The sequence below is a fragment of the Microbacterium xanthum genome, assembly GCF_034531355.1.
Lineage (GTDB): Bacteria > Actinomycetota > Actinomycetes > Actinomycetales > Microbacteriaceae > Microbacterium > Microbacterium xanthum.
In genome coordinates this window covers 413,813-427,463 of sequence record NZ_JAWHUE010000003.1, presented here as the reverse complement: position 1 = coordinate 427,463, position 13,651 = coordinate 413,813, and the positions used below count along the sequence as shown (strand labels likewise).

Annotated in this window: 12 protein-coding genes and 1 tRNA gene; 8 read left to right on the top strand and 5 right to left on the bottom strand. The window is 70.1% G+C overall.

What is annotated here, in order from left to right:
- The first annotated feature begins 47 nt into the window (after positions 1 to 47).
- The 6 genes from RZO50_RS12120 to RZO50_RS12095 all read left to right on the top strand — a co-directional run bounded on the left by RZO50_RS12120 (position 48) and on the right by RZO50_RS12095 (position 5,627).
- Positions 48 to 119 (top strand) — tRNA-Gln (locus RZO50_RS12120).
- Positions 120 to 123: 4 nt separating this feature from the next.
- Entirely contained in the window at positions 124 to 1,572 is a 1,449-nt protein-coding gene (gene glmU / locus RZO50_RS12115) for a bifunctional UDP-N-acetylglucosamine diphosphorylase/glucosamine-1-phosphate N-acetyltransferase GlmU (RefSeq protein ID WP_416211598.1), read from the top strand.
- Positions 1,562 to 2,596, top strand: coding sequence for a ribose-phosphate diphosphokinase (locus tag RZO50_RS12110; RefSeq protein WP_322599980.1), 1,035 nt, complete (start codon positions 1,562 to 1,564; stop codon positions 2,594 to 2,596). Before glmU ends, RZO50_RS12110 begins: the two co-directional genes overlap by 11 nt.
- 94 nt (positions 2,597 to 2,690) lie before the next feature.
- Positions 2,691 to 3,134, top strand: a complete 444-nt coding sequence (locus RZO50_RS12105; protein ID WP_322599979.1) for a hypothetical protein — start codon at positions 2,691 to 2,693, stop codon at positions 3,132 to 3,134.
- The gene (locus RZO50_RS12100; RefSeq protein WP_322599978.1) at positions 3,131 to 4,000 is read left to right on the top strand and encodes an FAD:protein FMN transferase; all 870 of its coding nucleotides are present in this window, start codon (positions 3,131 to 3,133) and stop codon (positions 3,998 to 4,000) included. The genes RZO50_RS12105 and RZO50_RS12100 overlap by 4 nt, the downstream gene beginning before the upstream one ends.
- 58 nt (positions 4,001 to 4,058) lie before the next feature.
- Entirely contained in the window at positions 4,059 to 5,627 is a 1,569-nt protein-coding gene (locus RZO50_RS12095; RefSeq protein ID WP_322599977.1) for an FAD-dependent oxidoreductase, read from the top strand.
- On the opposite strand, the gene RZO50_RS12090 is transcribed toward RZO50_RS12095, so the two are convergent.
- Together RZO50_RS12090 and RZO50_RS12085 are read right to left on the bottom strand one after the other, a co-directional pair.
- A complete protein-coding gene (locus RZO50_RS12090) occupies positions 5,621 to 7,234 on the bottom strand; it encodes a sensor histidine kinase (protein WP_322599976.1) in 1,614 nt (537 codons plus the stop codon). The two genes, RZO50_RS12095 and RZO50_RS12090, sit on opposite strands and share 7 nt — an antisense overlap.
- Positions 7,231 to 7,965: a response regulator transcription factor gene (locus RZO50_RS12085; RefSeq protein WP_322599975.1), complete on the bottom strand. Its 735-nt coding sequence runs from the start codon at positions 7,963 to 7,965 to the stop codon at positions 7,231 to 7,233. Before RZO50_RS12085 ends, RZO50_RS12090 begins: the two co-directional genes overlap by 4 nt.
- A gap of 175 nt (positions 7,966 to 8,140) precedes the next feature.
- Between RZO50_RS12085 and RZO50_RS12080 the strand changes: the two genes are divergently transcribed.
- Both RZO50_RS12080 and RZO50_RS12075 read left to right on the top strand, forming a co-directional pair.
- On the top strand, positions 8,141 to 9,616 hold the full coding sequence (locus tag RZO50_RS12080; RefSeq protein WP_322599974.1) for an ABC transporter permease: 1,476 nt from the start codon (positions 8,141 to 8,143) through the stop codon (positions 9,614 to 9,616).
- Positions 9,617 to 9,662: 46 nt separating this feature from the next.
- Positions 9,663 to 10,394, top strand: coding sequence for an ABC transporter ATP-binding protein (locus tag RZO50_RS12075; protein ID WP_322599973.1), 732 nt, complete (start codon positions 9,663 to 9,665; stop codon positions 10,392 to 10,394).
- 29 nt (positions 10,395 to 10,423) lie between these two features.
- On the opposite strand, the gene RZO50_RS12070 is transcribed toward RZO50_RS12075, so the two are convergent.
- The 3 genes from RZO50_RS12070 to RZO50_RS12060 all read right to left on the bottom strand — a co-directional run bounded on the left by RZO50_RS12070 (position 10,424) and on the right by RZO50_RS12060 (position 13,648).
- Complete coding sequence (locus RZO50_RS12070) at positions 10,424 to 11,419, bottom strand: NAD-dependent epimerase/dehydratase family protein (protein WP_322599972.1); 996 nt, start codon at positions 11,417 to 11,419, stop codon at positions 10,424 to 10,426.
- Positions 11,420 to 11,469: 50 nt separating this feature from the next.
- Positions 11,470 to 12,930, bottom strand: a complete 1,461-nt coding sequence (gene gndA / locus RZO50_RS12065; protein WP_322599971.1) for an NADP-dependent phosphogluconate dehydrogenase — start codon at positions 12,928 to 12,930, stop codon at positions 11,470 to 11,472.
- Positions 12,931 to 13,000: 70 nt separating this feature from the next.
- Complete coding sequence (locus tag RZO50_RS12060) at positions 13,001 to 13,648, bottom strand: bifunctional 4-hydroxy-2-oxoglutarate aldolase/2-dehydro-3-deoxy-phosphogluconate aldolase (protein WP_322599970.1); 648 nt, start codon at positions 13,646 to 13,648, stop codon at positions 13,001 to 13,003.
- Between the last annotated feature and the right edge of the window lie 3 nt (positions 13,649 to 13,651).

The window sequence follows — 13,651 nt, the reverse complement described above, 5'->3', positions numbered from 1 at the left end:
CAGCGGAAAGGCTGGCAGACTGGGGGAGCGGCCCCACGGGGCCGCGGTCCGCCGTGGTGTAATGGCAGCACGACAGCCTTTGGAGCTGTGAGGTCTAGGTTCGAGTCCTGGCGGCGGAGCATGGTGAGCACCGACACGCAGTTGGCCGTCATCGTCCTGGCCGCGGGCCAGGGCACGCGGATGAAGTCCGCGACCCCGAAGGTGCTGCACCGCATCGGGGGACGCTCGCTGGTCGGCCACGTGCTGGCCACGGCGCGTGCTCTCCAGCCGTCGCGCGTGGTCACGGTGGTACGGCATGAGCGCGATCTCGTCGCCGCCGAGATCCTCGACGAGGCGCCCGAGGCGATCGTCGTCGACCAGGACGACGTTCCGGGCACGGGGCGCGCCGTGGAGGTCGCGTTGGATGCGCTCGTCGACTTCGACGGCGACGTGGTCGTGCTCAGCGGCGACGTCCCGCTGCTGCAGGCCGAGACGCTGGCCGCCCTCGTCGACGCGCATCGGAACCGCTCGGCGGGTGTCACCGTGATGAGCGCGCTGCTGGAGGATGCCACCGGCTACGGGCGCGTGATCCGAGACGCTTCCGGTGACGTCCTGCGCATCGTCGAGCAGAAGGATGCGACCGACGACGAGCGCGGCGTGGGCGAGATCAACGCCGGCGTGTATGTCTTCGCGATCGAGGCCCTGCGCATGCACCTCGCCGAGATCGGCACCGACAACGCCCAGGGCGAGAAGTACCTCACCGATGTCGTGGCGCTTGCGCGCGCCGCGCAGCGCCCGGTCGCGGCGGCGGTCGCCCCCGACACCGCGGCCGCGCTCGGCGTGAACGATCGGGTGCAGCTGTCCGAAGCGGCGCGGGCCCTCAATGCCCGCACGGTCCGCCATTGGCAGCTCGAGGGGGTCACCGTCCTCGACCCGGCGACGACCTGGATCGATGTCACGGCGACCCTCGCACCCGATGTGACGCTGCTGCCCGGCACCCAGGTGCTGCGGGCGACGACGATCGGCGAAGGTGCCACGATCGGTCCCGACACGAGCCTGGTCGGATGCGAGGTCGGCGCCGGCGCGACGGTCACCCGGACGGATGCGACCTTCGCGATCATCGGCGAGGGCGCCACGGTGGGTCCCTTCGCGTATCTGCGACCGGGCGCGGAGCTCGGCCGTCGCGGCAAGGTGGGCACCTTCGTGGAAGTCAAGAACTCCGTGATCGGTGAGCGCAGCAAAGTCCCGCACCTCTCCTACATCGGCGACACCGACATCGGTGCGGGTGTCAACCTCGGCGCCGGTGCGATCACCGCCAACTACGACGATCTCGCCAAGCACCGCACGGTGATCGGGAACGAGGTGCACAGCGGCTCGCACAACGTCTTCGTGGCCCCCGTTAGAATCGGTGACGGCGCGAAGACAGGCGCGGGAGCGGTCATCCGCAAGGACGTCCCCCCGGGTGCACTGGCGTTGAGCGTGGCCCCCCAGCGCAACGTCGAGGGATGGGTCGAGAAGAACAGGCCGGGTACCGGAGCCGCGGAGGCGGCGGCGAAGGCCCAGTCGGCACAGAAAGCGGACGATGGCGCGTAAGAAGAAGACGGTCGAGCTCGATCGGGAGCACGAGGTCGCCCCCGGGCTGGTCGCGAAGACGAAGAAGCGGCTGGTGGTGGCCTCGGGTCGCTCGCACCACGCTCTCGCCGAGGACGTCGCAACGGCGCTGGGCACCGAGCTGGTGCCCACCGAGTACCGCACCTTCGCCTCGGGGGAGATCCTGACCCGGTTCGAGGTGTCCATCCGCGGATGCGACGTCTTCCTCATCCAGTCGTTCGGACCTCCGGTGAACGAGTGGATCATGGAGGTGCTGATCATGCTCGACGCCGCCAAGCGGGCATCCGCGAAGCGCATCACCGTCGTCGCGCCGTACTATCCGTATTCGCGCCAGGACAAGAAGGGCCGCGGTCGTGAGCCCATCAGCGGGCGTCTGGTCGCGGACCTGCTGAAGACGGCGGGGGCGGACCGCGTCATGAGCGTCGACCTGCACGCGGCGCAGATCCAGGGCTTCTTCGACGGGCCCGTCGACCACCTCTTCGCCAAACCGGTCCTGCTGGAGTACTTCGAACAGAACCTCTCCGCCGCAGACCGTGAGCAGCTCACGGTCGTCTCGCCCGACACCGGCCGTGTGCGTGTCGCCGACACCTGGTCCGACAGCCTCGGCGCACCGTTGGCGATCATCCACAAGCGGCGCGACCCCAATGTCGCCAATCAGGTCACCGTCAACGAGATCGTCGGCGATGTGGAAGGGCGCGTCTGCCTTCTCGTCGACGACATGATCGACACCGGCGGCACGATCGTGAAGGCCGCCGAGGCGCTCAAAGCGAACGGGGCGCTGCGCGTCATCGTCGCGGCCACTCATGCGATCTTCAGCGATCCTGCCTCACAGCGCCTCCAGAGCGATGCGATCGACGAGGTGGTCGTCACCGACACGGTGCCGATTCCCGACGACAAGCGCTTCCCGACGCTGACGGTGCTGCCGATCGCGCCCCTTCTGGCGCGGGCGATCCACGAGGTGTTCGAAGACGGTTCGGTCACGAGCATGTTCAACGGCGCCGCGTGAGTCGCGCTTCCACAGCGCATTCATAGCGCCGACAGGCCCCCCGATGCGCTCGCGCTGTCAAGGTAGGGGCAACCGCCCGAACCGAGGAGAGGCCATGTCCGTCCGCGTCGCCACACCCGCCCGCCTGACCGCCGCGAGCCTCGGAGTGCTCGGCGCAGCCGTGCTGGCTGGATGCTCCAGCGCAACCAGCGGGGCGGCCTCAGACACCGCCGGCGGCGACGAGGGCACGTCCGAAGCGGTCTCCTACGCGGACGGCACGTACACGGCGGAGGGCTCGTACGCGACGCCCGAGTCCGTCGAGAGCGTCACCGTGACGGTGACCCTGGCAGACGATGTCGTCACCGCGGTGGAGGTCGTGGGGGAGCCCACCAACGCCGAGTCCGAGCGATACCAGTCCGAATTCATCGGCGGTGTCGAGGCCGAGGTCGTCGGGAAGGACATCGACGAGGTCTCCGTCTCGCGGGTCGCAGGCTCCTCCCTCACCAGCGGCGGTTTCGCCCAGGCGCTGGACGAGATCAAGGCGGACGCCGCGGCGTGAGCGCCCTTCCCCCGTGCGTCTCGTGGGACTTCGAGGCCATCGGGGTGCCCTGGCGCGTCGACACCGCCGCCGCCGTCGACGAGGCCGACCGGCATCGGATCCTGACCGTGGTGCGGGAGTTCGACCGGGATTGGTCACGATTCCGGGACGACTCGAGCGTCGCCCGGCTCGCTGCAGGCGAGGGAGCGGTCCGTGCCCCGCGCGACACGCTCGCGATGCTCGACACGCTCGCCGCGGCTGCGGATGCCACCGGCGATGCGGTGACCCCACTGGCCGGCGACGCCCTCCAGGCGATCGGATACGACGCCGCCCTCACCCTCCGTGCGGGGCCACCGCGCCCCGCACCCGGCTGGCGGGAGGTGCTCTCCTGGTCGGAGGACCGAATCGAGCTCGCGCGACCCGCCGTCCTCGATGTGGGGTCCCTCGGCAAGGGCCGGTTGGTCGACCTCGTCTTCGCGGAGCTGTCGGGGCTGCGGGGACCGGTCACGGTCGATGGCAGCGGAGATCTTCGCACCCGCGGAGTCACGGAGCGGATCGGGCTGGAGCATCCGTACGACCGCCACCGGGTCGTCGGCGTGTGGGAGATCCGTGATGCGGCCTTGTGCGCGTCGGCGACGAATCGTCGAGCGTGGGGGGACGGCCTGCACCACGTGATCGACGGTCGGACCGGACGGCCGGTGGACACGGTGGTGGCGACATGGGCCGTCGGCGAGGATGCGATGCACGCCGACGCGGTGGCGACGGCCCTGTTCTTCGACGGCGGGCCACGCCTCGCACACGAGTGGGGCGTTCAGTGGGTGAGGATGACCTCGGACGGGCGCGTGGACTACTCGCCGGGCTGCACCGCGCAGCTCTACACGCGCTGACCGTGCACCGCGCCTTCGGCGCCGGGTCGTGCGGTGTGCGGACCGCTAGCGTGGAGGAGTGATCGCATCGTTGACCTCGCTCTCGAACCGCGTGTTCGCGGTGCTCGGCCGCATGTCGATGTACCGCGTGGTGTTTCTGGCGCTGGCCGGATTGACCGTGGTGGCGCTCGCCGTCTCGGCGTTCGGACTGGTCGCGCCGAACCCGGGGGAGCTGCTGGCGAGCTTGGCGGTGCTGTCCGTCGGGTGCGCGGCGACCGATGCGGCCGCCCACCGGATCCTGCGCCTCCCGCTGCGGGTGGAGTCGGCGATGATCACGGCGTTCATCCTGTTGTTCGTGCTGCGTCCCTCGCTCGAGCCCGTGGCGCTGGCGGGCATCGCGCTCGCCGCGGTGGTGGCCTCGGCCTCGAAGTACCTGCTCGCGTGGCGGGGCCGGCACATCTTCAATCCGGCCGCCGTCGGTGCGACCGTGCTCACGGTGCTCGGGGTCGCGGTCCCCGCGCTCGGTTCCTCCTCGTGGTGGGTGGGGACCCCGGTGCTGGCCGCGCCGGTCGTGCTGTTCGGCCTGGCCGTCCTCTGGCGGACCGAGAAGGTGCGCATGGTCGCGCTCTTCCTCGTCGTCGCGGTCGGCGTCGGCGTCGTGCGCACGTCGCTGCAGTATCAGGAGGCGGGGGTCGCCGTCGAGGGGGCCGACATCCTCTGGCCCGTGGTGTGGTCCTCGCCGTTCCTCTTCCTCGGTGCGTTCATGCTCTCGGAGCCGCTCACGCTGCCGCCGCGACGGTGGCAGCAGCTGACCGTCGCCGTCCTCGTGGGCGTGCTCGCCGGGTGGCCCATCGATCTCGGGGCCGTCTCCCTCGGACAGGAACGCGCCCTTCTCGTGGGAAACCTGCTCGCCTTCGCCTTCACCTTCCGCACGGCGGTGCGTCTCACCCTGACCGGGCGTCGCCACCTCACGCCGACGGTGCAGGAGTTGACCTTCCGCAGCAAGCGCCCGCTGCGCTTCGCCCCCGGGCAGTTCCTCGAGCTCGATGTCCCGCATCGCCACCCGGATGCGCGGGGAACCCGGCGCGAGTTCAGTATCGTGTCGGCTCCCGCGGATGCGCCGGAGGTCAAGGTCGCTTTCCGTGACGCCGTCGGTGCGGGCACGCCCCAGAGCAGCTACAAGCGGGCACTCGCGGAGGTGACCGAGGGGTCGTCGCTCGCGGTCACGGGCGTCTGGGGGGACTTCCTCCTCCCGACCAGCACGGCCAGTCCCGTCCTCATGGTGGCTGCCGGTATCGGGGTGACGCCGTTCGTGTCGCAGCTGCGTCAGGGGCGTCTGACCGATCAGGATCGCGACATCGTGCTGGTCTACGTCGCCGGGGAGGCCTCCGAGCTGGTCTTCCGCGAGGAGATCGAAGCATCGGGTGTGCCCGTCGTCGTCTTCACCCGGGACGAGCCCGCCGGGCTGCCCGCGCATTGGCGATGGGCCAGAGGGGTGCGCCTGGACGCGGACGGTCTCCTGCGGGTGGTGCCCGACATCGCCTCCCGGCACGCCTACATCTCGGGTCCGCCGCGACTGATCGCCGACCTCGCACCCGCTCTCGAGAAGGCCCGGTCGATCACCACCGACGCGTTCTCGGGCTACTGACGCGGATCCGCACGGCCGGTGTCCCGCTCGATCACGGCCGTATCGTCCGCCACGGTCGTATCGTCCGCCACGGTCGTATCGTCCGCCGCGGCCTCCGGCTCCGTCACCCGGGCCGCCGGGTCGGTCGGTCGAGCGGGGATACGTACCTCGAAGACGGTGTCGCCCGGCTCGCTTCGCACCGACAGGCGACCGCCGTGGGCGCCGACGATCGCCTTTGCGATCGAGAGGCCGAGGCCCGTGCCGCCGCTCTTGCGGGCGCGCGATCGGTCGGCGCGGGAGAATCGCTCGAACAGTTCGTCCGCGATCGAGGGGTCGACGCCGGGCCCGTCGTCGTGGACGCTCAGCACGGCGTCTTGGCCGTCGCGGGTGACCCGCACGGTCACGGTCGTTCCGGCGGGGGTGTGCGTGCGCGCGTTGGCGAGAAGGTTCGCGACGACCTGGTGCAGACGCGCGGCGTCGCCGGCGACGTGCAGTGACTCGTCGGGCACATCCAGCACCCAGTCGTGGTCGGGGCCGGCCGGGCGCGCGTCGGCGACGGCCTCCACGGCGATCTGAGTGACATCGATCGGGCTGTAGACCAGTTCCTGGCCTTCGTCCAGGCGGGCCAGCAGCAAGAGGTCTTCCACGAGATCGGTCATCCGCACCGACTGAGCCTGGATGCGTTCGAGTGACTGCTCGGTCGTCTCGGCGGCGTGAGGGGAATCCGGCTGCGTCCGGATCGCGCGGAGGGAGAGTTCGGAGAACCCGCGAATCGAGGCGAGCGGGGTGCGGAGCTCATGGCTCGCGTCGGCGACGAAGCGCCGCATGCGTTCCTCGTTGCGCTGTCGCGCGTCGAGGGAGGAATCGACATGGTCGAGCAGGGTGTTCAGTGCGTGTCCCACTCGGCCGATCTCGGTGTCCTCGTCGGTCTGATCGGCGGGCACCCGCTCGGTGATGGACACCTCACCCTCGGCCAGCGGCTGGTTGGCGACCCGCGTGGCCGTTGCGGAGACGGCACGCAGGGGGGCGAGCGAGCGGCGGACGATCCACGCGACGATGGCCGCGAGCAGGATCAGGCCACCCGTGGTCATCAGCACGACGGAGGTGATGATCGGGGTGACCGTCTGCTGCACCCCGGACTCGGGCATCCCCGCGTAGGCGACGTAGCCGAGTGACTGGTAGGGGAACATCCGGTAGTCGCCGAGCCCGTCGATGTCGACCGTCGTGTACTCGGGGGTCGTCACCCCGAGCAGGACGTCGTCGATCTGGTCGTCGGTGAGCTCCTCGATGTCGCCGGGACCTGCGACATAGGCGCCGGTGGTGGCTCCGCCCCCACCGCCGCGAAGGACGAGAACGGTGCCCTGCGGCTGATTGCCCGACTGGAGGACGTCGGAGGCGGTGACCTCCTGCTCGTCGCGGGGGACCTTCAGGTCCAGCAGCGTGCCGGCCGTCTGCTGTGCTGCGGACTGCACCTGCGCGTTCAGGTTGTCCTGCAGGACGCGCCCGAGGACGGCACTCGTCGCGATCGCGACCATGACCAGGATCAGCGCGACGACGGCGACGATCGCCGTGATCAGACGCGCCTGCAGGCTCCAGCGGCGACGCCGCGGTGCGCTCGTGGATGTCACTGGGGCGCCTTGATCATGTACCCGACCCCGCGCACCGTGTGGATGAGCGGGTCGCGTCCCGCGTCGAGCTTCTTCCGCAGGTAGGAGATGTAGAGCTCCACGACGCTCGATCGCCCGCCGAAGTCGTAGTTCCAGACACGGTCGAGGATCTGCGCCTTGGACACGACGCGGCGTTGATTGCGCATCAGGAAGCGGAGCAGCTCGAATTCCGTGGCCGTCAGTTCGATCTCGTCGCCGCCGCGGATCACCTCGTGGCTGTCCTCGTTCAACGACAGATCGCCCACCCGCAGGATGGGCTCGGCCTCCGCGGACAGGGCTGAACCGGCTCGACGCATGAGACCGCGCAGGCGTGCGACGACCTCCTCGAGGCTGAAGGGCTTCGTGACGTAGTCATCTCCTCCCGCGGTGAGGCCGGCGACCCGGTCGGTCACGGCGTCCTTCGCGGTGAGGAACAGCACCGGGACATCGTTGCCGGACTGCCGCAGGCGCTGCAAGACGGCCATGCCGTCGAGGTCGGGCATCATGATGTCCAGCACGAGCGCGTCGGGCGCGAAGTCGCGCACCTCTTGCAGCGCCTGCAGCCCGGAGGCGGCCGTGCGCACATCCCACCCTTCCATGCGCAGCGCCATGGAGAGCAGGTCGGTGAGCATCTGCTCGTCGTCCACGACGAGCACGCGCAGCGGCGAGCCGTCGGGCCGGGTGAGGGAGGTCGCGGAGGTCGGGGTGGTCATGTCCTCCATTGTGCGCGTCGACCTATGCGATTCCTATGGTCTGGCCTATGCGAATCCTATGAAGGCGGGCCGGTGCGGATGCTAAAGCGGTTCATAACCGATCCTGTGGATCGTCATCGACGGGCTCCCTAGCGTCGACCCGACGGCCGGCATGGTGCCCGCCGAGAGGAGATCCATGTACGCAAGGTACCTGCGGCGGGAGCTGGCCGGCCGCAAGAAACAGACCGTCATCGTGGCCTCCGGCCTCGCCCTGGCGATCGCACTCGTGATGATCGTCTCGTCGCTGGCGGCGGGCGTGAGAGACGCACAGGCGCAAGCGCTCGAGTCGGTGTACGGCGTGGGAACCGATCTGACGGTCTCGGGGGCGCAGGCAGAGCCGGGCGAGGGAGGACGCGGCCAGCAGTTCGATTTCGACGAGGACGCCGGTTCGACCGACGACGAGGGCACCACATCGCTGGCGCAGTCGCAGCTGACCACGGAGAGATTCCGCTCGACGCTCGATGCGTCCGTCCTCGACACCGTCCTGGCAACCGACGGCGTCTCGGCCGCAACCGGCACGCTCGCGCTGACCAACACGACCTTCTCGGGCGAGCTCCCCGAGCGGCCCGATGAGGCCGAGTCCGGCGCGGGAGGCCAGGCCCCACCGGAGGGTGGTGCGGACGGCGGCGGAGGATTCGGCGGCGGCGCCTTCGACCTCGACTCCTTCAGCGTCATGGGCGTCGAAACGGATGCGGCCGCACTGGGGCCGCTGTCCGCGGTCAGCGTCGAGGACGGACGCGGCCTGGCCGCGGACGACGCCGGCGCTCGCGTCGCGGTCGTCGATGCCACCTACGCGGCCACGGCGGAGCTGGCTGTCGGCTCCACGCTGGAGATCGCCGGCGACGAGTTCGAGGTCGTCGGCATCGTGGCCTCCACGTCGGACGAGGCCGACACCGCGTCGAACGTCTACATCCCCCTCGACGTCGCGCAGGAGCTCTCCGGTGTCGGCGATGTGCTGTCGACGGTCTACGTGCAGGCGGCGACATCGGACGCGATCGCCGCCGTACAGGCCGAGCTGGAGGAATCACTGCCCGATGCGACGATCAGCTCACAGAGCGACCTCGCCTCGACCGTCTCAGGATCGCTCTCCAGCGCGTCCGCACTCATCACGAACCTCGGAACCTGGCTGTCGGCCATCGTGTTGGTCGTCGCTCTCGCGCTGGCGGTCCTTTTCACCATCTCCGGCGTGAGTCGACGCACGCGGGAGTTCGGCACGCTCAAGGCCATCGGGTGGTCCAACGGGCGGGTCGTCGGCCAGGTCGCCGGTGAATCGGTCGTCCAGAGCCTCATCGGCGGTGCCGCGGGGTTGGTCATCGGCCTGATCGGAATCGGGGCGATCAACCTCATGTCCCCGACCATCTCGACCTCCAGCGCCGCGACGACGCCATCCGGTCCGGGCGGCGCCGAGGGAGCGGGCGGTCCCGGCGGCCAGGCCTTCGGACAGGCCGCCGCGCAGAACGCAGCGGACATCGTGCTGCAGGCGCCGATCACCCTCTGGGTGGTGGCTGCCGCCATCGGCCTGTCGATGCTCGGCGGCCTTCTGGCCGGCGCGTTCGGCGGATGGCGGGCATCCCGGCTGAGCCCCGCCGAGGCGCTGAGGTCGGTCGGATGACCCACTCTGCGCTCGCCGACACCGCCCACCACGAAGGAGGAACCCGATGACCCTGACCGATACCGAACCCGGCGTCGCCCCCGACGCCACCCCGACGCCGGCCCTGCTGTACCGCCTCGAGGGGGTGACGCGCACCTATCACCAGAAGGGGCGCATCGTGAAGGCGCTCACCGGCGTCGACCTCGAAATCGAAGCCGGAGACTTCGTCACCATCCAGGGGCCGACGGGGGGAGGGAAATCCACCCTCCTGCAGCTTCTCGGCGCCCTCGACAAGCCGACCGCGGGCAGCGTCTCGCTGGGGGACGTCGACATCGCCACGGCGTCGCGTGCGCGCCTGGAGAGCCTCCGGGCCAACGAGATCGGCTTCGTGTTCCAGGGATTCAACCTCATCCCCACGCTCACGGCGGCGGAGAACGTCGACATGGCGCTGGAGCCCCTCTCGATACCGAGGGACGAGCGTGCCGAGCGGGTGGCTGAGGCACTGACCCAGGTGGGGCTCGCCGAGCGGGCCGACCATCGGCCGTCGGAGCTCTCCGGTGGTCAGCAGCAGCGTGTGGCGATCGCGCGCGCGATCGTCAAGCGTCCTCGCGTGCTCCTCGCGGACGAACCCACCGGAAACCTCGACGAGAGCATGCGGGACGAGATCCTCGCGCTGCTCCAGCAGCTCAACGGAGAGGGGCTGACCCTCATCGCCGTCACGCACGACTCCGCCGTCGCCCGCCGGGCGCGCCGCCGCCTCCGCCTCGCGAAGGGGACTGTCACCGACATCACACGGTGAGGCGGACCTCCGCGATGCGGCCGGAACGGTTACGCTCCGGCCGCATCGGCGTGCGCGACCATGCGATCGAACAGAGCGTCGAGGTCGTCGTCGACACGCTGCAACTCGGGATGGGCGTCGTAGTGGTCGATGATCCGCTGCGCCCCCTCGTCATAGGTGATCGTCGTCCGGAATTCCGGAACGAGCGTCGCGACCTTCGTCGTGTCGAACACCATCGAGTGGGCCTTGTCGCCGACGAGGGTGGCGCCCAGGCCCGGCGCCCATCGCGCGATGGTCTCGCTCGCGATGTGGACGAACCGCGGGCTCACGACGCCGGCCGCGTCGGCGGTCCACTGATAGATGTCGTTCCAGGTCGGTGCGTGCGATCCGGTGATCGTGAAGCTGTCTCCGATCGCCGCGGGGTGACCGAGGATTCCGGTGAAGGCCACGGCGAAGTCGTCGGCGTGGGTGATGGTCCACCGGCTCGTGCCGTCGCCGTGGACGACGACCGGCTTGCCTGCGCGCAGGCGGGCGATGTCGGTCCACCCGCCGAGGGTGGGCAGGGACGTGTGGTCGTACGTGTGGGACGGGCGCACGATGGTCATCGGCAGACCCTCGTCGCGTGAGCGACGGACCAGAAGATCTTCACAGGCGATCTTGTCGCGCGAGTACGACCAGAAGGGATTGTGCAGGGGCGTGGATTCGGTCACCGGGACGCGCCGTGGGGGCTTCTGATAGGCCGACGCGGAGCTGACGAAGACGTACTGTCCCGACGGGCCCGTGGCCGTCAGAGCCGTCTCGACGTGCTCGGGCGTGAACGAGAGAAAGTCGGCGACGACGTCGAAGCGCTCCCGCCCGAGCGCGGCGCGCACCGCATCCCCGTCGCGCACATCGGCGACGAGTTCGCGCACGCCGTCGGGGACGGCGCGGCTGCGGCGACCGCGATTGAGGACGGTCACGTGGTGACCGACGGCCACCGCGGCGCGCACGCACGCGGTGCTGATGACGCCGGAGCCGCCGAGGAAGAGGATGCGGAGGGAGCTCACGCTCCCCGACCCTAGCCTCGACGGCTCCGGATGTCAGCGCTCGAGGGGCTTCAGTGCGTGTCTTCGGCCTCGATCTCGGTGCGGTCTCCCGACCACAGCGTGTGGAAGGTGCCGTCCTTGTCGATGCGCTTGTACGTGTGGGCGCCGAAGAAATCGCGCTGGCCCTGGATGAGCGAGGCCGGCAGGCGGTCCGCCCGCAGGCCGTCGTAGTAGGCCAGCGACGAGGAGAAGGCGGGTGCGGGGATGCCGACGCGCGCCGAGGTCGCGACGACCTCGCGCCACGCCGCCTGTGCACGCTCGAGCGCCTCGACGAAGTAGGGCGCGGTCAGCAGGACCGGCAGATCGGCCTCGGTGTCATACGCCTCGGCGATGCGGTTGAGGAACTGCGCACGGATGATGCAGCCGCCGCGCCAGATCTTCGACACGGCGCCGAGGTCGATATTCCACTCGTACTCCGCGGCGCCGGCGCGGATCTCGTCGAACCCCTGCGAGTACGCCACGATCTTGGACGCGTAGAGCGCCAGCCGGATCTTCTCGATGAACGCATCGGGGTCTTCGACCGTCCACGTCGATTGCGCGTCGTCGGCGGGGCCCGGGAGGTCCCGTGAAACGGCCCGCTGCTCGGCGTGACTGGACAGCGACCGGGCGAATGTGGCCTCGGCGATGCCGGAGACGGGCACGCCCAGGGACAGAGCCGTCTGCACCGTCCAGGCGCCCGTGCCCTTGGCGCCGGCCTGGTCGAGGATCACGTCGACGAGGGGCTGTTGGGTGTCGGCGTCGACCTGGCGGAGCACCTCGGCGGTGATCTCGATGAGGTAGGACTCCAGCTCGCCGCGGTTCCACTCGGCGAAGACATCGGCGATCTCGGCCGGGGTCTTGCCGGTGCCGCGGCGGATGAGGTCGTATGCCTCCGCGATGAGCTGCATGTCGGCGTACTCGATGCCGTTGTGCACCATCTTGACGAAGTGGCCCGCACCGTTGTGGCCGACGTGGGTGACACACGGCTCGCCTTCGGCGACGGCGGCGATCGAGGTGAGGATCGGGCCGAGGGTGACCCACGACTCGTCCGAGCCGCCCGGCATGATCGAGGGGCCGCGCAGAGCGCCCTCCTCGCCGCCGGAGACGCCCATGCCGACGAAGTTGATGCCGGTCTCGCGGACAGCCTTCTCGCGCCGGATCGTGTCGGTGAACAGGGCGTTGCCGCCGTCGACGATGATGTCGCCGGGTTCGAAGACCTCGATGAGCGACTCGATGACCGCGTCGGTTGCGCGCCCGGCTTTCACCATGATCACCGCGGTGCGCGGCTTCTGCAGCGACGCGGCGAACTCCTCGTAGGAGAAGGCGGGAACGAATCCGGCTTCGGGGTGCTCGGCGACCAACTCGTCGGTCTTGGCCCGGGAGCGGTTGTACACCGCTACCGTGTTTCCTTCGCGGCTGGCGAGGTTGCGGGCCAGGTTGGAGCCCATCACCGCCAGACCGACCACGCCGATGTTCGCTGAGTTCTCGCTCACGCGCGCTCCTTCTTGATCCGCTCGTCGGGGTCGCCCGGGCCGCCGCGCGGCATCCGGGCCGTTGTACAGCCTAGGGTGTGGGTCGCGCGACCCGCGCGACGGTCGCCGCGGTCAGTCGGGTGATCGCGTCCCGGTCGCGGGCCAGCACAGCCTCGCGCGGCAGCATCCACGATCCTCCGACGGCCGCGACGGCAGGTTCCGCGAGGTAGTCCGCGAAGGAGTCGGGCCCGATCCCACCGGTGGGGATGAAGGTCACGTCGCCGAAGGGCGCGGCTAGGGCGCGGACGGCGGGAAGCCCGCCGGATGCCTCCGCGGGGAAGAACTTCAGCGTGGTGAAGCCCAGCTCGCGAGCGCGCTGCACCTCGGTGGCCGTCGCGGCGCCCGGCACGAGGGGGATGCCGCGTTCGCGCGCGCGATCCGCGACGGACTCGGTCAGGCCGGGGGAGACCAGGAACGCCGCTCCGATGTCCGCGGCGATGTCCACCTGAGCGGGGGTCGTGACCGTGCCCGCGCCGACGAGGAGGTCGCCGCGGGCGACGAGGGCCGCCAGGATCTCCGGCGCCACGGGAGTGCGGAAGGTGACCTCGGCCACCGGCAGGCCGCCGGCGAGGAGCGCCTCACCGATGTCGATGCCGTGATCGACGGTCTCGGCGACCACCACGGGGATGACGCCATGCGGGCGGAGGAGATCGACGACGTTGTTCATTTCCCAGTCCATTCG